Genomic DNA, 22,667 nt, shown 5'->3' with positions numbered 1-22,667 from the left:
GGGAATAAATCCAATCAATTGAAATGAAAAAAGTCAGCCAACTCTCAAAGTTGGCTGACTTTTTTGTTGTTTACTCCACCACGGAAATTTCACCGTGCTCCAAACTATAATAAAAGTTTTCGTCAGCTACTGTAACGAGAACATTGATTGTGGAGGGGTCCTCTTCGTTTGGACGATACAGTAAAAGATCTTGATTTTGCGGTACTAGTAAATAGTCGGTACCGTCTTTATTGTGATATCGTTCGCCTTCAAAGTGCTCTACAATCTCCTTTTCAAGAGCCTCTTTTGTTGTTGTGAAAGAAATTGTTTCTACCCAATCGTCGTAATACGTGACGAGTAATTCTTTCGCAGGGTATTGTTGAATCCAGTAATTTTGTATCATTTCATCAGGGCCTTCAGATTCTGGATTGCCAAGCTTTGCTTTCACTGCCGACGGTTTGTCGCCTTGTAGAACGCCGTAGATTAGGAATTGATCATTTTTCATACGGAACATAGGTGTTTCTTCTATTGAAGTAGATTTTTTGTATTCACCGCTGAGTATTAACTGAGATCCGTCAGTAATTTCATCATTGATGGTGAGCTGAAGCGCTGAGCCGTCCATCTTGATGATCATTTTGCAGTTTGCGGTAGCCTCGCAAGTAGCTTCGGCTTGATTGCCATCAATTGTTCCGTTCCCTTCAAAGGTAAGTGACTTCGGAGAAGAGTCTTCGGTAGTTGGCTGTAAGCCGCTTATTTTGTAGGCGAATTCAGATTCAGCGTTCTCCGTAATGTGCAGCGTGCCAAGTATGTTGTCACTTAGGAAAAACCATTCTCCATTCCAAGGGCTTTCGGAGACGGTTTCGTTAGTAGGTGTCGGATTTTTTACTGGATCAGTTTTGCCACTGGGAATCTGATCTTTGTCGGGGCTGCATCCCGTTACAATGATTGCGAGAAGCAGGATGGCTGTTCGTGGTATCCACTTTTGCATATTGGTACCTCCATTTATTGGGTTGTTGTGCATTCAACTATACAGGACATTGGTGGTGTCAGCCACTAAGATAAATAAACATTTCACTTCATTATATGGATGATTACAAAATGATTCGAATACTTTTAATCTAACTTGGAGCCTATCAATGAAAAGCGTATAATAGAAGAAAGTTGAAATTAATAGGAGGGATTAATCAGCGTGAAGATAAGCCTGAAATCATTTGTGTTGTTATTTGCCATGCTATTCGTATTACTTCCACAGGTAACTTCCGCGTCAGCAGAACCGCTTGATGAAATCCGGCAATTGGTGCGTGATTTCTATGTCGATGACGTGCCGGAATCGGTGTTGTCTAAGGGCACAGTTAAGGAGATTACAAAGCATCTCGATCCCCATTCCGTCTATATGAGTGCGAAGGAGTACCAAGGATTCGTTAATGGGATTGAGCAGCGGATAGTTGGAATTGGTGTTGTGCTAGAAGAGGATTTGAAAGGTGTTAAAGTCATTTCGGTTATTCCGGAAGGGCCTGCAGCGAGAGCGGAAATACAACCGGGTGATGTGATTACACATGTAAATGGGAAAAGCATCGTAGGGAAGTCAATTCAGACTGCGATATCGTTAATTAGCGGAGAAGAAAAAACAGTGGTTACGGTAACGATTAACCGGATTGGCCAACGAGACCCTATCACCAAAAAAATTACGCGGGAAGAGATTACGCTGCCGAATGTTGAATATGAAATGCTTGGCGGCAATATTGCCTACATTCGACTGAACAGTTTTGCAATGGAATCCTCGAGAGAAATGAACAAAGCAATTCAATCTTTAAACGGAGCAGATGGATGGATTGTTGATTTGCGTAACAACGGCGGAGGTTACATAACAGCTGCACAGGACATTGCGGGATTCTTTCCAAATACAGTCAACGCGTTTCAATTAAGGGAAAAGAACAGTAAGCCGATGACTTATCCGTCGACTATTCAACCAAGAAAGTATAACGGACCAACGCATGTTTTGATTAATGAATACAGTGCGAGTGCTTCGGAAATGGTCTCTGCGACAGTGAAAGAGCAAAAGACGGCTACTTTATACGGTCAAACGAGCTACGGTAAAGGTACGATGCAAGCGATGTATGGATTTGATGATGGCAGTGTGTTGAAAATGACGACTGCAAGATTTTATTCGCCGGGCGGACAATCAGTAGATAAAGTGGGTGTTAAGCCGGATGTCATAACCAAAAAAGAGGCTGAGCTCGAAGTGTCCCATCATGATCAGTTACTTAAAAAGCTGAAGGGATACAAACAGCTTCCTGAACTTGTGAATGTCCCCGTCAGCAAGAAGTTTACGGTTGAAATGAATACAACAATGAATTGGAAAAACATCGATAAAAAAACGGTTCAACTTATCCAATTGGGAGGACAAGAGATCGGGGCTTCTATAAAGGTTGTGAATGCAACTACAGTTACTGTTGTTCCGAATAAACCATTGATAGCGGGAAGTAGATATGTACTTGTGATTCATCCGCTTTATAAAAATACGCAAAATAAACCGATGAAACAGGGTGTATACTTAGAAGTATCGGTTAAATAAATAAGCACCGGGTTTTCGTCGACTTTAAGAAATATAAAGTTGGGTGAAACCTGGTGCTTTTTTTCATGGAATATGAAATTCATTTTTAAAAATTTGTAAAATCAAGAAGAAAGTTGAACTTCATAGTGTAAAGAGCGTCGACGAATTTCCGCTTCTAATAATTGAATAAAGTGAGGGCATAGTTTGATGGTTTTTGCCTTGAAATAGGATTCAATCAACAAGTCATCAGGTAGTTTATTCATCTGGGGTTCCACCTCCAATCGTATAGATTATAGATTATAGATTATGTGTACTATATTGAAATGTGTATGCATAAGATGATATGTAACAAGGTTGTACTCTTAATCTACCAAAGATTCGGATTAAGAACAACTGTTCCTTTATCCACAGTTGGTGGTGGATAAGCTGTGGTTAATATGTTTGTAATGGCTACGGATACATAGGGAGTGGTGGGTATAACGTTAGCAACTTTATCCACAGATGTTAAAAATGCAGATTTTGTCGAAACATTTATTTGGATTTCTGATGAATTTCGGTGTGAAATAGTTATTATGTCTATTCTAAAACAAACAGAATAAACATGAATGTTTGAGTAATATGCATTCTATCTGTCCTGATTAGGCGAATCCCTTTAAGTTATTTCGGTAATTGAATCAATTTCATATCTCTGAGCCCTTGCGGCTCTAAGTATAAAACGGCAAGAAAATAGAGCACCTCCCCAAATCCTGTATAATGAGAGTTCTGACACACACATTAACAGACTGGAGAAATGCTCTATGCCTATTATACGACAAGAAAGCCTGTTTGACATGAAAGTTTTATTTGATTTGGAACCTACCCATCGATTTAATTCAATTTTATCCGGTATTGAGATTCATCCGATCCTTGACGTAGTAATGAAAAAGTCTAGATTCGGACCTAAACAATCGCTTAATTACTCTGCAATGATCTATTCATTGATCATCCGAATCACCGAGCGTATTCCTTTTATTAAAGACTTAGTAAAACGTCTCTCTACAGACTTACGATTTAAAGTTGATTGTGGATTCTTGGTATCAGATGAAATCCCATCCGAAGCTTCTTATTCACGTATGATCACATTGATTAGCGATTCTGATGCGTTAGAAATTGTTCAAGAAAGCCTACTTCTTCAGGCTATATCAGAAGGTTTCGTCTCAGATGAAACGATAGCCATTGATGCAACGCATGTAGAAGCACGTGATCGTGCTCCATATAAATCAGATAAGGTTGAAAAAGAACCCCAAAAACGAGGGCGTAAAAAGAAAGAGGAACGTGAACAATGGCTAATTGATAAAGCCGAAATAGAAGCGAATCTTCCGGTTTACGAAAAGAAAATTGAATACCAACTTGATATACCGCTTAAGGAACTTCGTTCCTCAGTTCCCACACAACCAAAGTGGGGAATAAAGAAGAACAGTGAAGGGAAAAACGTATTTTGGTACGGATTCAAATGTCATCTGGCAGTTGGGACGAAGAGCCAATACATTCTTCAATCTCTGTTTTCCTCTGGTAATCTTAACGATGGAAAAGCTGCAATCCCATTATTAAAAGGTACTAAAGAACGCCTTCCGTTATTGAAAATAAAACATGTGACAATGGATGCTGGTTACGACTACCAACCAATTTATGAACAGATTTATCGTAATGGAGCGCAATCTATCATTGCTTATAATAAGAAGAACGAGCCCGAGCCAATAGGCTTTGATGAGCATTTCGCACCCACATGCGTGCGGGAACATTCCTATCGTTATGATAGCTTCGATGCGAAGTACAAAACGTTGAAATACACACGGCCAAACGAATGTAAGGACTGCCCATTAGCTAACGACAGTTTATGTCAGAAAATCTATAAAAAGAAAATTTCTGGCGATCTAAGACGTTACACAGCACCAGCACGTGGGTCAATGAAATGGGATGAAATTTATAAGGAACGAAGTTCCGTTGAACGTGTAAATGCTTATCTAAAAGGCTTTTTTCTGCTAGATCAGATTTATCATTGTACCGGAGTCAAAGCCAAAGTTCATTTCGACTTGGTTCATATTGCATACAATGCCAGTAAACTTGCAGTTGATCGTCTTACACAGCTTCAACTATCCGCAACAGCATAATCGTCTATTTCATTCGTTTTTTTAAGAAATCATTTCAAATTCTGTTTCTTTATGATTTTTTAAAAGTACGCATTATGAAATTGATTCAATTGCATTAAAAATAGGTTTTTAAGAATATAAGTACGGGTTGAAGGAATAGAGTAGAATAATCAAGTTGCTGTGTGGTAATTAGTGAAAAGTGAATTTTATTAATGACTAAGAATGGGAGGGCATGGATTGCACTGCATAAATTGCGGACATGAACAAAGTGAAGGTAAATTCTGTGCGGTTTGTGGCGTGGTTTTGGGCGACATTCTGATTGAAGGGGAGCAAACAAGAAATCGGTCATCTGCAAGATATAACCAACAATCAAATGAATACATCGAAAAGGTTAAAAATGCATCTAAAATGTACTGGAACTATTTCTTGAACTATTTGAGGCAACCTTCTCTAGCGCTTAAACAAGGTGAAAAGGAGTTTTTGAATGGCATAATAAATATAGTAACCATGGCATTTATTATTGGCTTATTTTTATTTACCTCCATGAAACGTGTTGCATCGTCATTTCTTGGAGCTTCGCACGAATTGTCATTTACCTCAGTGATTGGTAGTTCTTTATTATTTGTGTTTATCAGCACAGCAATTATTATCGCATCATTGTTCCTAACGATTAAGTTTCTCGGTTCTGAACACTCATTCAAAAGTATCGCTGGCATTTACGGAACGCATCTTATCCCATCCACATTCCTCGTATTGATATCCTTTATTTTGCTCCTATTAAAAGCGTACACCTACAGTAACTTTCTTCTCTCATTTGCACTCCTATTTGCATTTTTTATCATACCGCTGTATATTCTAATAAAATTACTGACCAAAGCAGAAGAGGGGATTGATCCGCTGTACTGCGTCCTCGCCTATATTGTCATTTTTGGAATTGCTTTTTCGATCTACCTTTTTCTTTTAGAAGGTTCTTTAATTGTTGATGTGTTGAATGTGTGGATGGTAGGCAAACTGTGAATGATGAACGGATAAAAAGTAGCATCTCCGAACTAGTTATAGGTTCGGGGAAGCTGCTTTTTAATGTTTCATTCCGGTCTGTTGATTAACCATTTATTTGCATAAAATTCTGGTGAGAAGGGCTTGATGACCTTGATTTTCACTGGACTATTTTCGGCTAACTATTCAAGTGAAAAATGCAGTAGTTTTGGAAGAAAAAATAGATGACATTCTATGTAGTGTGTAAGTGCCCGAAGATGCAATTTCGGGCACTCTTGCAAGTTGTATAATGCGTTCCTTTCATACTTTTAGTAAAGATTATGGACCTAATTCATGTGATGTCTTATTGAAAGTGACACTTCTTTATTAAAAAAAGAAAAAACCATATATGTTGAATTAAAGAATCCCATTGAATCTACTGTAGCGCTTAATAAGGAGAGAGTTATAATTCGGAGGGCACTGAAAAAGTACGATTTCCTTCAATCCCGTTGATTTCCGTTCCGAGCGGACGCTTTCCGCGGGCACGGCTTCAGCCAATCGAACAGCAAAGGGTTCGATTTGCCGTATTTCTGCGTTCTTGGCAGAAATTAAGGCATTCTTGCCCCGTGCTCCCAACGCTAGCGCTTTTGCTCGCAAAAGCCGTTCTTCGTAACGGCTCTTCCTGCGGGGTCTTCAGCTCGCGCTGTTCCCGCTGGAGTCGCCGCTCTTCACTACAATCAACTAGTTGATACTATATAAATTGAAATAAGGAATTCCATTGAACCGCTACGGTGCTAGGGGATGCCTCTCGCCATAAGCCAGATGAGGTATTCTTTAACCTATCTGGAATAACCTCTTGGCATTAACTGTATTATTTCTGCAAAGAACGCAGAAATTATACAAACCGAACTCTTCGTTGTTCGGTTGGCTACCCCTGTTAAGGCGCCTTCGCTCAGTATATATACCGGATTCAACATATAAAATTATATTCAAGAAATCCGCACTCTAGGTTGCAGATTCCATCACAGATAATGAAATGCGCTTTTTCAAATAAGACCATCCAGCGCAGGCGCGACTTCGTGGTAGCCGGAGCGATAAGACTGAAAGCGATCTTCTTTCTGGCTTATCGCGGGAGGCATCCACAAAGCGTCGAAGCGGTATTAGTGGGAATCCTAATTCGTTCCAAGTATCGGGATTTTTTCAGCGGCCGCCCAAAAGTCCTTGTAAAGCGCATACGCCGTATTCATTTGATAAACATATATAGTGACACTATTCGGTAATCAAGTTGTCGGAGCGGTTTACGATTTGACCGCGTGAAAGTACCTCGCATGACACCGAAACAAAAGAAGTGTTACACTATTGGGACAAGACACTTAACAATAAAGATTAGTTAAAAATCGAAGGAGTGATGGTAATGGCTGTTGATGTTTATCTTAATTTTAACGGGAATTGTCGTGAAGTGGTGAATTTTTATGCAGAGGTATTTGGAATAGAAAACCCGAAAATAATGACATTCGGAGAAATGCCGCCTAATCCGGAATATCCACTTCCAGAAGAAGCGAAAGATCTTGTTATGCACTCCCGTCTGAATATTAGCGGAAGCAATGTTATGTTTTCAGATGTATTTCCTGGAATGCCATTTATTGAAGGCAACAACATTAGCCTCGCAATCGTAAGTAAGGATTTAGAAGAGATTACATCTGCATTTAGTAAACTGAAAGAAGGCGGCAAAGTAGTTATGGAACTCCAAGAGACACCCTGGAGCAAATCCTACGGCCAATTAACGGACAAGTTCGGGATTATTTGGCAATTTAATTACGACAGTGGAGAAACTTTCATGTGATTTAACAACACTGAAAAGTAAAACGCAATGCGCAGACTTCAAAGCGTATTGCGTTTTTTTCATTGTCTAGACTCCAGCGCTTTTCTTAAATTCAATACGTATCACTCCCTTTACTCGCATATACATAATTGGTAGGACTTACAGCTATATATATGTTGAATTAAAGAATCCCATTGAATCTACGGTAGCGCATAATAAGGAGAGAATTGTAATTCGTTGTGGATTGTAGAACGCTTGGCGCTTTGGGATGCCTTTCGCCATAAGCCTGGATTAGCGCTTCGCATCCGGTCTTACAGCTTCGGCGACCCCTTTGTCGCGCCTGCGCTAGAGTGTTCATTATCGAGAGAAATGTAATTTTGAGATGTATATGCCGAGACTATAAGGTGATTACTTTTTGATACTATTTATATTCAAGAAAGACACACTCCAGGTTGCAGATTTCATCGCAGATAATGAAAAGCTCTTTCTCAAATAGACCATCCAGCGCAGGCGCGACTTCGTGGTAGCCGGAGCGATAAGACTGAAAGCGATCTTCTTTCTGGCTTATCGCGGGAGGCATCCACAAAGCGTCCAAGCGGTATTGGCAGGAATTCTAATTAGTTCTAAGTATTGGGACTTTTTCAAAGGCCTCCTAAAAGCCCTTGTAAAGCGCATGCGCCGTATTCATTTGTTCAACATATGTAGGTTGAATTCGTTACGGTGCTAGGGGATGCCTCCCACCTAAGATTATATAGACTTTTATTTGTTCAATATACATACGACTTGAAAGTTATAAATATATGAGAGGTGGCATGGAATTGAAAAAGTTGTGGCTATTTAGCTTGTCGCTATTGCTGTTGTTATGTACTGCTTGCCAGCAATCGGCTGTTGCCGAGGTGGAGGAAAGTGAAGTTCATTCGGAGAAAGCGGTGGAGATTGCTGCAAGTTGGGCGGCGACGGCGAGTCTTGTGCAAGCAGGTGGGGTCTATATAGAAGGGGAATATATGAGGTTCAACTATAAAGGTAAGACATATCGCTACATGGCTAGCCACTTGGATACGAAGAAGGAAATGAGGGTCGAATTAGAGAAGTCAGTAACAAAAAAAGTTGCCAAACAATTTATGAAGGACCAAAATTTTATTAAACAACAAAGGAGGTTGGCGCAGGTAGAGGTTGACGGTGAATCGCTTCTTCAGTGGAGTGAGGCGACAGCAAAATTGGTGAAATCGAAAAAGAATAAAAGCGTATTCGAAGTGAGAGTACCCGTAGGCTATACAGGCGAATTTGATACGTTCGAAGTTACGTACGAATACGTGAGGAAATCAGGTTGGCGTATAAGTAAACTTCCGGAATATAAGAAATAAAAGATGAAACCTCCCCGTGAGTTGGGAAAGGTTTCATCTTTTTTGATTATAAGAACAGAGTCCCGGATGGCTGTCATCTAGCAAAGAAATTTTATCTTCCTTGCAATTTATCCGCAAATTGCTTCAAGTTCATGTTGGAGTGAATGCGCTGACGTTTTAGATCGAAGAGGGAATCTCCCTGGAAGACATTGCCCTCATCAATTGTATACGCACTCGTTATCCCGGCGGATTGTAAGGCGTAAATTGCCGCCAAACTGCGTTTTCCATACGGGTATGCGTGGGCCGTGACTTGATAGTCCCCGCCAATAATTTGTTCGATGGTTTCATTTGCTGTTTGGATGTCCTCAAAGATTGCTAGTTCCGATTCATATTGTAACAGGCTTAGGTTGGTGAATGAATTAAACATATGGAATAAATGTGTGTGGTTTTGATAGGAATAGACATCCTGTGTATGAATGATATCTTGTTCTGAAACCGTGCTAATTCGATCGATACGACTTGTAATCAGGAAAGAAGTAGCTTGGAATCCGTGACTTTTCAAAATAGGATAGGCTAAGTCAATTGTCGATTTGTAGCCGTCATCGAATGTGATTAGAACTGACTTCTTTGGAAGTGTCCCCTTTTTAGCAACCCAAGATTCTAACTGTTGTGGAGTGATTGTCGTCCAGTTGTTTGCCTTCAAATAGTCCATCTGCTCTTTAAACTTAGCAATTTCTAATGTTGATGCATTTTGGTCGGTTTTACTACGCACAAGATCGTGATACATCAAGACAGGGATACCAGGTTCGATGAGCAGCTCGTTCTTATGTATATATCCCGTTTTACCACCTATTAAGACGGGATAATAATTACCCTTTAATCTTTGTACATTAATCGTCATATTCGGTTGGATGTGTCCAATGCTATTCGCTTTAACTGCTGGGCGATCCAAGATTTGTACAGGCTTTGAAGTCTTGGCTCGAACTGGATGTGCAGCTTTCCAGTTATTCGGTGGATCCTTAATAATTACAGCTTTCTTTTTCGAGAGTTTAACTTGATCGTTTCCAATGAACGTATGATAAAAAAGGTTCGATTCATTTACCACGGTGTGTGAAGTACCTTTTAGGAATACAGCGACCTTCTGGTAGTCATCGAAAACAGGAGTGGTTTCGGTAATTTTTATCGATTTGACAGTTGATGCTTCAGTTGCTTCTGTGAAAGTTGGAAATGCTACAAGTAATAGTAGGAAAAACAGTATAAATTTCTTCAATCTTAAGTATGCCCCTTTATTCTAGTTTCTATCTCTATGATAGATAGATTGGGAGAAACTAGCAAGGTGTAGTTGAATTAAATAATAAGTATAGAATAATCAAACTTATCAACAAAAGCGGTGGATATCCTGTGAGTAACTTGTTTGAAATGTTAATAAATACAGATAATTCGGTCTGAGTGATGTTAATAACTTTATCCACAGTCATGTGTGAAGGAGAGTTTTATGCTAACAGAAAGAAAGTGACACTGTTTTCCATTCGAAAAGAAATGCTATAAAGAAGGAGTAAGCAGTCAAACATCCCGATAATTGTAGAGTAGTCGTTTAGTCCAAAGCGATTCAAAAGCACCTGTACATAGGGTATCTAGTGTTTTATCACAAAAATAAGTAGTCACTTACGGGTTTACTTTGGCTAAGTAACATATGTTAAACAAATGATTCGCTATACAAACTGAGCGAAGGCATCCCCAAGCGCCGAGCGTTGTTGAGAGGATTCTTTATGTTAACAAATATAGGTAATTCGTTGTAATTATACGGGTTAATTGTAATTCACTCCTTTATTTTAAAAATGCGTCTAGACAGATTAGAAAGGATACGCTATAATCTTATTAATCTAACAAAACATATAGAGTTACTTGGTTATTGAAGAGGTACCGTTGCTGATTAGTGTTCGGAGCAAGTTATCCAGTCGTTGAAATGAATTTAATAAAACCAGAGAAAGAGTCTGTATAGGAACCTCTCCCTTGGTCTTTCATAGTAAAAAGATAGTAGCTGATCGGAAAACCGAAGGCTCTCAACCGAATTTAATGTTGAGAGCCTTTTTGTTTGTTTAAAATCATAGACAGTGTCAGCCACGTAAGGAATGTATGTGGACGAAAGAAATATAATGGGAGGTTTTTATTGTGCAGTATAGTTATGTTTCGCTTCTTAAATGTCCTAAACGTCCCTCTCCATAAAAAGGCTAATTCGTTTACTCAGATATGAAAACTGCATATAAAAGGCTGCTGATCAGACGATTGAAGGCTCCTTGAAATCTATTATTCTTGTGAATATAGGCTTCTTGGAGCCTTTTATTATAATAATCGACTACATTAGCTGAGATATTAAAAATGAAAATAGGAGGCCTCACATGGTAGAAAAACAAATCGATGAGCAATGGATTGAGTGTATTGTACTGTCAGTGAAAGAAATCAAATGCGGATCGGTGGAAATAGTTATTCATGACTCGCAAATTAAGCATATTGATCGGCTGGAAAAGAGACGGTTTTCTTTAAAAAGTCAACAACTTGAGCAATGAAGACAAATGAAGATACAATCATAAACCAATCAAAAAGGGTTCTTATAAAGAATTGAAAATAGAAGTGGAGGTTAATAGGATGAAGAAAAATACGACAATAATCAAGTTTTTAGTGGGCATCACTGCAACGGTTGGGATTTTAACAGGATGTGGTGGTACTGAAAAAAGTGGGGATCAAACTGCCTCTGCTGAAAAGAAGAATTCAGTCGAGCTGTTAAATGTATCCTACGATCCAACGCGTGAGTTATACGAGGAGTTTAATAAAGAATTTGCTGCACATTGGAAAGATGAAACCGGACAGGAAGTGACTATTCAGCAGTCGCATGGTGGATCAGGAAAACAAGGTCGAGCAGTAATTGACGGTCTAGAAGCAGACGTTGTCACACTGGCCCTTGCTTACGATATTGACGAAGTCGCCGCCGCCCGTGACCTGCTAGCAGAAAACTGGCAAACTAGATTGGAAAATAACTCAACACCATACACGTCAACGATTGTTTTCCTAGTTCGAAAAAGCAATCCACAAGGCATTAAAGATTGGGATGACTTAACGAAAGAAGGTGTTTCGGTTATAACACCAAATCCGAAAACATCAGGCGGTGCTCGTTGGAATTACTTGGCGGCTTGGGCTTATGCGAATAAGAAATTTAATGGGGATGAAACGAAAGTGAAAGAATTTGTTGGCGATCTTTATAAAAACGTTGAAGTACTAGATTCTGGGGCTCGCGGTTCAACGACAACTTTTGTTGAACGGGGTATTGGGGATGTATTGCTTGCTTGGGAGAATGAAGCCTTCTTAACGTTAAATGAACTTGGAAAAGGTGAATTTGAAATTATCGTCCCATCACTCAGTATTTTAGCAGAGCCGCCAGTTGCAGTTGTGGATAAAATCGTCAAGAAGAAAGGCACAGAAGAAGTCGCACAGGCCTATCTGGAATACCTGTATACAGAAACTGGACAGGAAATTGCAGCGAAAAACTACTATCGTCCCCGTGACCCAGAGGTATTAAAAAAATATGCAGATCAATTCCCTGACATTAACTTCGTTACAATTGACGATGATTTCGGTGGTTGGAAAGAAGCCCAGGAAAAACACTTTAATGACGGCGGCACCTTCGATGAAATTTACCTACCGTAGTGGTGTCTAAGAAAAAAATCCAATTGATATCTAGGATTAGAGGCGTTAAAAACAGTTAACTACAGAAGTGAAGGTGAAGCAATGGCGAAGAAATGGAGATTAAAGAAACATAGTATATTGCCGGGATTTGGGCTATCACTCGGATTCACGATGCTGTATCTCAGCTTGCTCGTTTTACTTCCGCTCTCCATGATATTCATTAATACCTCATCAATGGGGTGGTCAGATTTTTGGGCAACGGTAACGGAACCGCGCGTCATTGCATCGTACAAAATAAGTTTTGGTACCGCATTTGCAGCAGCCTGCATTAATCTGCTATTTGGTGTATTGATTGCATGGGTACTCGTTCGCTATTCGTTCCCTGGCAAGCGAATAATTGATGGATTGGTAGATTTACCATTTGCACTCCCAACAGCTGTTGCAGGTATCGCATTAACAACACTGTATACGGAAAAGGGTTGGATTGGTCAGTTTTTATCGTTTAAAGTTGCGTTTACGCCTCTCGGTATTACGATTGCATTAACATTTATCGGCTTGCCATTCGTCGTCCGAATGGTGCAGCCGGTTCTTCAAAATCTTGAACGGGAAATGGAAGAGGCGTCTGCTATTTTAGGCGCGAATCGCTTTCAAACGTTTGTTAGAGTGATTGTTCCAGAAATTTTGCCAGCAGCAATGACAGGTTTTGCGTTAGCATTTGCCCGTGCGATTGGCGAGTATGGCTCGGTGGTCTTCATTGCGGGTAATATGCCGATGAAGACCGAGATAACACCGCTCATTATTATGACAAAACTTGAACAATACGATTATGCTGCTGCTACAGCAATTGGGGCAGTCATGCTCATTTTCTCATTTATTATATTGTTATTTATTAACGGATTGCAATGGTGGACTAATCGGAAATTTGTTCATAATTAGGAGGGAATTCCATGGCAAAACAGAGTCAGGTGCAGTTGGTTAGTAAGAATGGGAGCAAGCGGACTACAGAAGAGCAGCCTTGGGTTCGTATTCCGCTAATTGCGATTGCACTCGGATTTCTATTGCTTTTTCTAGTATTACCGCTTGTTGCAATCTTTATAAAAGCTTTTGAAAAGGGAGCAGGCGTCTATGTAGCTGCAATTACAGACCCGGACGCACTATCGGCAATCAAACTAACATTACTTGTCGCCATACTTACGGTGCCACTAAACGCGATTTTTGGAATTGCAGCTGCATGGGCAATTACTAAGTTTGAATTTAAAGGGAAGAGTCTTTTAATTACCTTGATTGACTTGCCGTTTGCAATTTCACCAGTTATTGCAGGTCTCGTGTTTGTTTTATTATTCAGTGCCCACGGGTTGTTCGGTGAATTTTTATTTGCAAATGATATTAAAATTCTTTTCGCTGTCCCGGGCATTGTGCTTGCCACATTGTTTGTGACATTTCCGTTTGTTGCACGTGAGTTGATCCCACTTATGCAGGCGCAAGGAACGGCGGAAGAAGAAGCCTCCTTAACACTTGGAGCGGGTGGATTTAAAACATTCTTGCATGTCACGCTGCCGAATATTAAGTGGGGATTATTATACGGTGTCATTCTTTGTAATGCGCGTGCAGTCGGCGAATTTGGCACTGTCTCGATTGTTTCGGGGCATATTCGCGGTCTTACAAACACGATGCCGTTACATATTGAAATTTTGTACAATGAATATCAATTTTCCGCAGCGTTCGCTGTTGCATCTCTTATGTCCATTTTAGCGATTATTACGCTAGTTTTGAAAAACTTCATTGAATGGAAAACAAGTCAGCAAGGATAGAACAGGAGGTTACCACATGAGTATTCAAATAAAAGAAGTGTCGAAGAGGTTTGGTTCGTTTGATGCACTGAAAGATATTAACCTCGACATTAAAACAGGAGAGCTCGTGGCGTTGCTTGGACCATCTGGATCGGGCAAAACGTCGCTACTACGCATAATTGCAGGACTTGAAGAAGCGGATCATGGGGTTGTCTTATTCGGTGAGGAAGACATGACCCATATTCGCACGACAGAACGAAAGGTTGGCTTCGTTTTTCAGCATTATGCCCTGTTTAAACATATGACGGTTTTTGATAATGTTGCATATGGATTGAAAGTACGATCCAAAAAAGAACGACCAACTAAAAAAGAAATTGCTGCGAAAGTAAATGAATTACTAGGACTTGTAAAGTTAGAAGCATTTGCTACTCGTTATCCATCTCAACTATCGGGGGGACAAAGGCAGCGTGTTGCACTAGCCCGGGCGCTTGCAGTGGAACCAAAAGTACTGTTACTTGATGAACCATTTGGTGCGCTCGATGCAAAAGTGCGGAAAGAACTGCGACGTTGGTTGCGAAGATTGCATGATGATTTTCATATTACGAGTATATTTGTGACGCATGATCAGGAAGAGGCTCTTGACGTGGCGGACCGGATTGTTGTTATGAATGAAGGGAAGATCGAACAGATAGGTAGCCCGGAAGAAGTTTATGATCATCCAAACAGTCCATTTGTGTATGATTTTCTAGGAAATGTGAATATTTTTCATGGGCGCTTGCAAAATGGCAAGCTACTCAATGTGCAGGTCGATTTGGATTCGGTAGATCTTGAAAGAGCTGAAAATAAGTTGGCTATTGGTTATGTTAGGCCACATGATGTGACGATTGAACGAGAAAGTACAGATGCGGAAGCAGTTAAAGCAAAAATTATCCATATACATGTCGTGGGGCGCACTGTGCAAGTGGAACTTAAACGACAAGATAATGATCAATTTCTCGAAGCAGAATTGACGAAAGAGAAATACCGGGAGCTAAATGTGAAAGCAGGTGAAGATGTATATATCAAACCGAATCAACTTCGTGTTTTCATTCCAGAAGACTTCTCGATTTGAAGCGATGATCCATAATGAAGTTTAAATAGAACACTTCAACTACCTGATGCCGAATTTCTATTGGCATCAGGTAGTTTGCGTTCTTCGGAGTACTTTCATTGTGTCGTAATTGTATTGACGACTGTCAGTTTCTCGAAAGTAAAGAATAATCAAAACTTATTAACAAAAGCAGTGGATATCATGTGAGTAACCTGTTGGAATTGTTAATTAATATAGATAAATCAGTCGGTTTAGTGTTAGTAACTTTATCCACAATGTAGAATGATGCGCTTTATTGTCGAAAAATAGTAGGGAATAAAGTGGGGAAATTCTTTGGCTTACTATATAGATTGAAAAAAGATTCCCTTAAAATCCGCTAGAGGATCCTAAACTGCCGCCCCGCTACCCCTTCTAAATCGCCTCAGTTTATATAGCTACTCATATGTTCAATATATAAGCTCTATATGATGCTGGACCCGATGCCCTCTAAAATTACAGGTCTTCACGCGTCCATGATTTTACCTGCAGACTCGTTGCTACTTGTTATTGCAAGTCCGCTCATTGTATCTGTTATCAAAGGATTGTCCAAATTTACCACTTCAGGTATTATATTTTACCTATTCACGCATATATCAACGCATTAACCCATGATTAGTTTTTAGAATAGGGAGCATATTCTAAATAAAGGGTTGTAATAAGGTGTAACATGAGATAATATAGTTAGAAAATACAGATAACAAGAGGTGCAACTATGAATGCTGAACATTTAGTAGATGTAATAAGAGGAGATAATGTTGAAAGTGAGCATTGGGGACATATTGCAGTAGTGAATAGTGAAGGTAAACTTCTCTATTCCAAAGGAAATCCTAATAGGGTAACGTTTGCTCGCTCGTCAATGAAACCTTTACAAGCGATTCCGATTGTTGAAACAGGAGCAGCTGACCATTATCAATTCAATCAGGCAGATCTGTCATTAGCTTGTGCATCACATAATGGAGAAAATCAGCATACCGACCGGGTAAAAACCATTTTATCTAGACTAGGGCTTGGAACGGACGATTTGAAATGCGGCACGCATCCTCCACGCTGGACAGAAGCGTATGAAGCATTAATTATAGCGGGTAAGGAAATCACGCCCGAATATAACAACTGTTCTGGGAAACATAGCGGCATGTTAACTACAGCCATACATATGGGTGAGAGTTTGGAAGATTACTATAAAACGGATCATCCAGTTCAGAAAAGAATTATGGAAGTGATAAGTGATATCTCTGAAACACCCTTAAATGAGATAGAAATTGGTATTGATGGTTGCGGAGTTCCTGTCCATGGCATTCCACTAAAAAACCTCGCATTAAGTTTTGCAAAGATGGCAAAACCAATATCGTTTCCTGAAAAAAGAAAAAATGCAATTGAGCAAGTGACTGCAGCTATGATGGCAGCACCAGAAATGGTCGGAGGCACTAACCGCTTTTGTTCAGATTTTATGAGGATTGAAGATGGAAGAATGTTTGGAAAAGCCGGGGCTGAAGGAGTTTACTGTATAGGAGATCTTGAAACAGGTCTTGGAATTGCCATTAAAATTGAGGATGGCAATGGTCGAGCAACTTCGCCTGTTGCGGTGGAAGTGCTAAAACAGCTCGATTTACTCAATGAAAAACAGATTAAACTATTACATGATTATCACTATCCGAAGTTGAAGAATGCGAGACAGGAAGTCGTCGGACAATTAAGTCCAATCTTTTCATTGAAAAATGCGTAATGCATTTTATCATAAAAAAAGTTAGTAAAGGGGAGAAGAAGATGAAAAAAGCGTATGGTTTAATTTCTTTACTGGCCTTAATGATGCTACTCGTTTTAGCCGGCTGTAGCAGTGATTCAAAAGAGGGCAGTAAAGATGCTAGTAAAGAGGATGGAAAGCCTGCTGAAAAAGCTAAAAAAGAAGGTAAGGATATCGTCATTGCTGTAGCGGATAACTTTACAGGCATGGACCCACATGACACAAATGACACGCTATCTGGCTCAGCTCAAAAAGCAATGCTTGAAGGACTTGTAGGGTTTGATAAAGATATGAATGTGATTCCACTTTTGGCTGAAGAGTATTCGGCAAATGCTGAGGCAACTGAATTCACATTCAAATTACGTGAAAATGTGAAATTCCATGATGGAACGCCTTTTAATGCAGAAGCGGTAAAAGTGAACTTTGATAGATTATCAGATCCAAATAGCGGATTGAAGAGACACAGCCTCTACGCTTTAATTGAAAAAACAGAAGTTGTTAATGAATATGAAGTGAAATTTACACTATCAGAACCTTTCGGCGCGATGATCAACACGTTCGCTCATCCAGCTGGATTAATGCACAGCCCGAAAGCTTTAGAAGAGTTTGGGAAAGAAGTTGCAAGAAATCCAGTTGGAACTGGGGCATTTAAATTTGTTGAATGGAAACCGAGTGAAGGTCTAAAAATTGAAAAGAACGAAGAATATTGGAATGAAGGATTCCCGAAAGTAGATTCCATCACATTTAAACCGGTATCGGAAAATGGATCAAGAATTGCGATGCTGCAAACAGGTGAAGCGGACTTCATTTATCCAGTTCCTACTGAACAAGTAGAGGGAATTAACGGGAAAAACGGTATAGAAGTTGAAAGTAAGCCTTCTATTGTAGTTCGTTACATGTCTATGAACACATTAAAAGCACCATATGATGACGTTAAAGTTAGACAAGCACTTAACTATGCAATTAATAAAGAAGCTTTCGTCAAAGTTGTAATGAACGATCAAGGAACTGTATTGGATTCCATTATTGCACCTGACGTTCAGTTTTACTCAAAACAAGAGCCTTATGCATTTGACCTTGAAAAAGCGCAGGACCTACTAAAAGAAGCTGGCGTTGAAAAGGGCTTTAAAGCGAAACTATGGGGCGGCAACAGCTCTGGCGCGATTAAGGCAATGGAATTCTTACAACAGCAAATGGCACAAGTCGGTATAGATGTTGAAGTTGTACCTATGGAATCAGGGACAATATCGGACAAAATTTGGTCTGTTCAAAACCCAGATGATGCTGAGCTTGAATTGTACTATGGTGGATGGTCACCATCTACTGGCGATGCTGACTGGGGTATTCGTCCACTTGTTGGGGGCAAAGATGCATTCCCGCCTATGTCATATAACGTTTCTTATTACGACAATCCTGAAGTAGATCAGCTAATTCTAGATGGTCTGCAAACAGCAGATTTGGATAAACGAGCAAAAGCTTATGAAGATGCACAGAAATTAGTTTGGGATGATGCACCTTGGGTCTTCTTATCTGCTGACAATACATTGGCTGGTAAGAAGAACTATCTAAAAGGAATCTATCTGTTACCGGATGGTTCATTGAGCGTATCAGATATCGAAATCGAGTAATGAATTGATAAAAGGGCGCTATATATAATTAATATATAGCGCTCTATCTTTATACCAAAGGAGTGGTTCAATTGTTTCGATTCATCATTAAAAGACTACTCGAAATTATCCCGATCCTGTTGATAGTATCCATTCTAATTTTTCTATTCGTACATATGATTCCTGGGGATCCAGCCCGTCTAGTTGCCGGCGAAGATGCAACACTGGCAGATGTGGAGATGGTGAGGAAGGAACTAGGCTTGGATAAGCCGATTGTAGAACAGTATGTCACTTATATGAAAAACCTTTTTAAAGGAGACATGGGGAATTCACTAAAAACAAATCGGCCGGTGAGCGATGAGATAGGCGAACGATTCATGCCGACATTTTGGTTAACCGTCTGGAGTATGGTGTGGGCGGTCATTGTTGGTTTAGTGATTGGTGTAATTTCGGCAACAAAAAGGAATAAATGGCAGGATTATTTAGGAATGTTTGGAGCTGTTTCAGGGTTATCGTTGCCGTCATTCTGGCTAGGACTCATGCTTATCCAACTTTTCGCCGTAACGCTTGGCTGGCTACCTACTGGAGGAATGGAGTCATGGAAGAGTTATATCCTTCCTGCATTCACTCTTGGAACCGGTGTAGCAGCTGTAGTCGCACGTTTTACACGATCATCTTTGATGGATGTGCTGAAAGAAGATTATATCCGTACAGGCAGATCAAAAGGATTAAGCGAACGTAATGTTACGTGGGGACATGGATTAAGAAACGCAATGATTCCCGTTGTTACAATGACAGGTTTGCAATTCGGTTTCCTGCTCGGAGGATCAGTTGTCATTGAAACTGTATTCAGCTGGCCGGGGTTAGGAAAACTACTAATCGACTCAGTTGCTTACCGTGACTACCCGGTTATTCAAGCAGAAATGATGATCTTTGCTTTAGAATTCATCGTAATTAATCTAATTGTTGATCTGTTGTATGGCATCTTGAATCCACAGATCCGGTATGAGTAAGGAGGGGACCAAAGTGGTTGAAGTAAAACTGTCTAAAAAAGAAGAATATATGCAACGAACCTTGGAAAATATTACATCGAATACACCATTCTCTGAGTTTTGGAGGAAGTTCAAAAAACAAAAACTTGCGTTTGTATCATTCTTTTTTGTGCTATTTCTGATTGCACTTGCACTTGTCGGCCCATTTTTTGTGCCTTACGATATAGCAGAACCAGATTATGACAATGTACTTTCTGGTCCTTCAGCTCAACACTGGGCGGGAACCGATGCTTATGGTAGGGACATTTTCAGCAGAATTATCGCAGGTACACAAATTTCTTTATACGTCGGATTAACTTCCGTTTTCTTAGGAGCAATTGGGGGAACATTTTTAGGGCTTATTGCAGGCTATTACGGTAGAAAAATCGACATGATTATCATGCGCATGTGTGATGTATTACTCGCATTCCCTGGAATCTTGTTAGCTATCGGTATTATTGCAATTCTGGGACCTGGGCTTAGCAACGTCGTCATAGCGGTCGCGATTTTCAGTGTTCCGGTATTTGCCCGAATTGTACGTAGCTCGACGCTAGCTGTTAAGTCAACCCTCTATGTTGAGGCTACAAAATCAATTGGTGCAAGACCACGTCGAATAATTTGGAAGCATGTCTTTCCAGGAACATTATCTAGTATTATTGTCTATTTCACGATGCGAATCGGTTCGGCAATCTTAACAGCAGCAAGCTTAAGTTTCCTTGGGCTAGGGGCACAGCCGCCTTCACCTGAGTGGGGTGCCATGTTAAGCGGCGGACGGGATTATTTAAATATTGCACCACATGTGACAGTCTTTCCGGGACTCGCAATCTTCATCACTGTACTTGCATTTAACCTTCTAGGTGATGGCTTACGTGATGCGCTTGATCCGAAAATTAAGGACTGATACTTGGTAGAAAGGAGGCATTCTAGTGGATCAAACTGTACTGAAAGTAAATAACCTACAAACACATTTCACAAGTGATTCCGGTGTTGTAAAAGCAGTGGACGGAGTCTCTTTTGAAGTTTCAAAAGGTGAAACACTTGGCATAGTTGGAGAATCGGGAAGCGGGAAGAGTGTTACCTCACTCTCAATTATGAGGTTGTTGAAAGACACACCCGGGCATATTGCAGGTGGAGAAATTCTTTATGAAGGCAGAGATCTTGTCAAAATCAGCGAAAATGAAATGCGAAAAATCCGCGGCAATGAAATTGCGATGATATTTCAAGAACCAATGACTTCATTGAATCCCGTATTTAAAATTGGGCGTCAATTGGAAGAAGCTATTATCCTTCATTTAAAGATGTCGAAAAAGCAGGCGAGAGTTAGATCAATTGAAATGCTAACAGCAGTTGGAATTTCACGCCCAGACAAAATTGTCCATGAGTTTCCGCATCAGTTGTCAGGTGGCATGCGTCAACGTGTCATGATTGCGATGGCCATGGCTTGTAACCCGAAAGTCTTGATAGCTGATGAACCGACAACGGCACTGGATGTGACAATACAAGCGCAGATATTAGATTTAATGCGTAACTTGACGAAAACAACAGATACTGCCATTTTACTTATTACGCATGATTTAGGTGTAGTTGCAGAAATGTGTGATCGTGTTGTGGTCATGTACGGGGGGCGTGCAGTAGAAGAAAGCGATGTCCTATCAATCTTTGCTAATCCGAAACACCCTTATACGCAGGGATTACTGGCTTCTATTCCTAAGATAGGGGAAAGGGTAGAACGATTGCAATCTATTCCGGGTAATGTTCCGATACCATCGAGGATGCCGGAAGGTTGTAAGTTTGCCCCGAGATGTCCACATGCAATGGATATATGCTGGGAAAAAGAACCTGAATTTAAAGAAGTATTAGTGAAGCATTCTGTCAGATGCTGGTTACACGAGGAGGTGCATCAAGATGAGTCAGAACTTGCTGGAAGTACACAACATAAAAAAGTATTTTCCGATAAAGAAAAAGCTGTTCAGTAAAAAGAAAGAGTTTGTAAAAGCGGTAGATGGTGTTTCATTTACTGTGAAAAAGGGAGAGACATTAAGCATCGTTGGAGAAAGTGGCTGTGGAAAGTCCACTACCGGCAGAGTATTAATGAAGTTATTGGATGCGACGGAAGGACGAATTATTTTTGAGGGGCAAGACATCACCGATTTAACGGATGATGAAATTCGCCCGCTACGAAAAGAATTCCAAATGGTTTTCCAAGATCCCTATGCGTCACTCAATCCTCGGCTTACTGTAAAAGAAATCATCGAAGAACCACTGATCGTTCATAATATCGAAAAATCGAAAAGGGCAGACCGTGTTATTGAATTATTGGAAGTTGTCGGGTTGAATAGATACCATGCGAATCGCTATCCCCATGAGTTTAGTGGTGGGCAGCGCCAACGAATCGGTATTGCACGAGCACTGGCAGTGAATCCAAAGCTTATCATTGCAGATGAACCGGTTTCGGCACTTGACGTTTCCATTCAATCACAAATTCTAAACTTATTAAAAGATTTACAGGAACAATATAATTTGACATATGTATTTATCGCGCATGATTTAAGTGTAGTAGAACATATTTCGGATCGGGTTGGGGTTATGTATTTAGGGAGGCTTGTCGAATTGGCTGATCGGGATGGATTGTTCGGAGGTCCACTTCATCCTTACACGAAAGCTTTACTAAGTGCAGTTCCAATACCGGATCCTACTTTAAGAAGAGATCGAATTATATTAAAAGGGGATATACCGAGTCCGGCCGATCCGCCTTCTGGATGCACATTCCACACTCGTTGTCCTTTTGCCCAACAATTATGCAAAGATCAAGTACCCGAGTTCCGGGAATTAGGCAAAGGTCATTTTGTGGCTTGTCATTTTGCAGAAGAATTACGGGGTTAATTA

Annotated in this window: 19 protein-coding genes; 16 read left to right on the top strand and 3 right to left on the bottom strand. The window is 40.2% G+C overall.

Translation table 11 applies throughout. From position 1 onward, the window contains the following. Nucleotides 1-70: 70 nt before the first annotated feature. The gene (locus MKX62_RS03115; RefSeq protein ID WP_340740663.1) at nucleotides 71-967 is read right to left on the bottom strand and encodes a hypothetical protein; all 897 of its coding nucleotides are present in this window, start codon (nucleotides 965-967) and stop codon (nucleotides 71-73) included. Between the two features lie 201 nt (nucleotides 968-1,168). Here MKX62_RS03115 and MKX62_RS03110 point away from each other — a divergent pair, with 201 nt between their 5' ends. Further along, the gene (locus tag MKX62_RS03110) at nucleotides 1,169-2,554 is read left to right on the top strand and encodes a S41 family peptidase (protein WP_340740662.1); all 1,386 of its coding nucleotides are present in this window, start codon (nucleotides 1,169-1,171) and stop codon (nucleotides 2,552-2,554) included. A gap of 101 nt (nucleotides 2,555-2,655) precedes the next feature. Here MKX62_RS03110 and MKX62_RS03105 read toward each other — a convergent pair whose 3' ends face one another. Next, nucleotides 2,656-2,796, bottom strand: a complete 141-nt coding sequence (locus MKX62_RS03105; protein WP_340740661.1) for a sporulation histidine kinase inhibitor Sda — start codon at nucleotides 2,794-2,796, stop codon at nucleotides 2,656-2,658. A 534-nt stretch (nucleotides 2,797-3,330) separates the two neighbouring features. On the opposite strand from MKX62_RS03105, the gene MKX62_RS03100 reads away from it, so the two are divergent. The 4 genes from MKX62_RS03100 to MKX62_RS03085 all read left to right on the top strand — a co-directional run bounded on the left by MKX62_RS03100 (nucleotide 3,331) and on the right by MKX62_RS03085 (nucleotide 8,823). Next, entirely contained in the window at nucleotides 3,331-4,683 is a 1,353-nt protein-coding gene (locus MKX62_RS03100) for an IS1182 family transposase (protein WP_338652378.1), read from the top strand. A gap of 216 nt (nucleotides 4,684-4,899) precedes the next feature. Next, nucleotides 4,900-5,679 (top strand): hypothetical protein, encoded by a 780-nt coding sequence (locus tag MKX62_RS03095; protein WP_340740660.1) that lies wholly within the window; start codon nucleotides 4,900-4,902, stop codon nucleotides 5,677-5,679. A 1,372-nt stretch (nucleotides 5,680-7,051) separates the two neighbouring features. Next, the gene (locus MKX62_RS03090) at nucleotides 7,052-7,480 is read left to right on the top strand and encodes a VOC family protein (RefSeq protein ID WP_338655333.1); all 429 of its coding nucleotides are present in this window, start codon (nucleotides 7,052-7,054) and stop codon (nucleotides 7,478-7,480) included. Between the two features lie 797 nt (nucleotides 7,481-8,277). Further along, complete coding sequence (locus tag MKX62_RS03085) at nucleotides 8,278-8,823, top strand: DL-endopeptidase inhibitor IseA family protein (RefSeq protein ID WP_338655335.1); 546 nt, start codon at nucleotides 8,278-8,280, stop codon at nucleotides 8,821-8,823. A gap of 91 nt (nucleotides 8,824-8,914) precedes the next feature. Here MKX62_RS03085 and MKX62_RS03080 read toward each other — a convergent pair whose 3' ends face one another. After that, nucleotides 8,915-10,072: a polysaccharide deacetylase family protein gene (locus MKX62_RS03080; protein ID WP_340740659.1), complete on the bottom strand. Its 1,158-nt coding sequence runs from the start codon at nucleotides 10,070-10,072 to the stop codon at nucleotides 8,915-8,917. 1,129 nt (nucleotides 10,073-11,201) lie between these two features. Between MKX62_RS03080 and MKX62_RS03075 the strand changes: the two genes are divergently transcribed. The 11 genes from MKX62_RS03075 to MKX62_RS03025 all read left to right on the top strand — a co-directional run bounded on the left by MKX62_RS03075 (nucleotide 11,202) and on the right by MKX62_RS03025 (nucleotide 22,664). Next, the gene (locus tag MKX62_RS03075) at nucleotides 11,202-11,369 is read left to right on the top strand and encodes a YezD family protein (protein WP_082786694.1); all 168 of its coding nucleotides are present in this window, start codon (nucleotides 11,202-11,204) and stop codon (nucleotides 11,367-11,369) included. A 79-nt stretch (nucleotides 11,370-11,448) separates the two neighbouring features. Next, nucleotides 11,449-12,504 (top strand): sulfate ABC transporter substrate-binding protein, encoded by a 1,056-nt coding sequence (locus MKX62_RS03070; protein ID WP_340740658.1) that lies wholly within the window; start codon nucleotides 11,449-11,451, stop codon nucleotides 12,502-12,504. Between the two features lie 81 nt (nucleotides 12,505-12,585). After that, nucleotides 12,586-13,419 (top strand): sulfate ABC transporter permease subunit CysT, encoded by an 834-nt coding sequence (cysT, locus tag MKX62_RS03065; RefSeq protein ID WP_187045714.1) that lies wholly within the window; start codon nucleotides 12,586-12,588, stop codon nucleotides 13,417-13,419. A gap of 11 nt (nucleotides 13,420-13,430) precedes the next feature. Further along, nucleotides 13,431-14,294 carry a sulfate ABC transporter permease subunit CysW gene (gene cysW, locus MKX62_RS03060; RefSeq protein ID WP_340740657.1) on the top strand — a complete coding sequence of 288 codons (864 nt, stop codon included), beginning with the start codon at nucleotides 13,431-13,433 and terminating at the stop codon, nucleotides 14,292-14,294. A 16-nt stretch (nucleotides 14,295-14,310) separates the two neighbouring features. After that, nucleotides 14,311-15,384 carry a sulfate/molybdate ABC transporter ATP-binding protein gene (locus MKX62_RS03055; RefSeq protein WP_187045712.1) on the top strand — a complete coding sequence of 358 codons (1,074 nt, stop codon included), beginning with the start codon at nucleotides 14,311-14,313 and terminating at the stop codon, nucleotides 15,382-15,384. Nucleotides 15,385-16,114: 730 nt separating this feature from the next. Then, nucleotides 16,115-17,125: an asparaginase gene (locus tag MKX62_RS03050; RefSeq protein ID WP_187045711.1), complete on the top strand. Its 1,011-nt coding sequence runs from the start codon at nucleotides 16,115-16,117 to the stop codon at nucleotides 17,123-17,125. 41 nt (nucleotides 17,126-17,166) lie between these two features. After that, entirely contained in the window at nucleotides 17,167-18,771 is a 1,605-nt protein-coding gene (locus tag MKX62_RS03045) for a glutathione ABC transporter substrate-binding protein (protein WP_340740656.1), read from the top strand. A gap of 71 nt (nucleotides 18,772-18,842) precedes the next feature. Then, nucleotides 18,843-19,763 (top strand): glutathione ABC transporter permease GsiC, encoded by a 921-nt coding sequence (gene gsiC, locus MKX62_RS03040; RefSeq protein ID WP_187045709.1) that lies wholly within the window; start codon nucleotides 18,843-18,845, stop codon nucleotides 19,761-19,763. A 49-nt stretch (nucleotides 19,764-19,812) separates the two neighbouring features. Continuing rightward, nucleotides 19,813-20,682 carry an ABC transporter permease subunit gene (locus MKX62_RS03035; protein ID WP_187047977.1) on the top strand — a complete coding sequence of 290 codons (870 nt, stop codon included), beginning with the start codon at nucleotides 19,813-19,815 and terminating at the stop codon, nucleotides 20,680-20,682. Nucleotides 20,683-20,707: 25 nt separating this feature from the next. Beyond that, nucleotides 20,708-21,757: an ABC transporter ATP-binding protein gene (locus MKX62_RS03030; RefSeq protein WP_338655353.1), complete on the top strand. Its 1,050-nt coding sequence runs from the start codon at nucleotides 20,708-20,710 to the stop codon at nucleotides 21,755-21,757. After that, the gene (locus tag MKX62_RS03025) at nucleotides 21,687-22,664 is read left to right on the top strand and encodes an ABC transporter ATP-binding protein (RefSeq protein WP_187045707.1); all 978 of its coding nucleotides are present in this window, start codon (nucleotides 21,687-21,689) and stop codon (nucleotides 22,662-22,664) included. Before MKX62_RS03030 ends, MKX62_RS03025 begins: the two co-directional genes overlap by 71 nt. Nucleotides 22,665-22,667 lie beyond the last annotated feature (3 nt).

Origin of the sequence: Sporosarcina sp. FSL K6-5500 (assembly GCF_038005665.1) — a bacterium.
Taxonomy (GTDB): domain Bacteria; phylum Bacillota; class Bacilli; order Bacillales_A; family Planococcaceae; genus Sporosarcina; species Sporosarcina psychrophila.
This window is presented reverse-complemented; position numbering and strand designations above follow the sequence as displayed.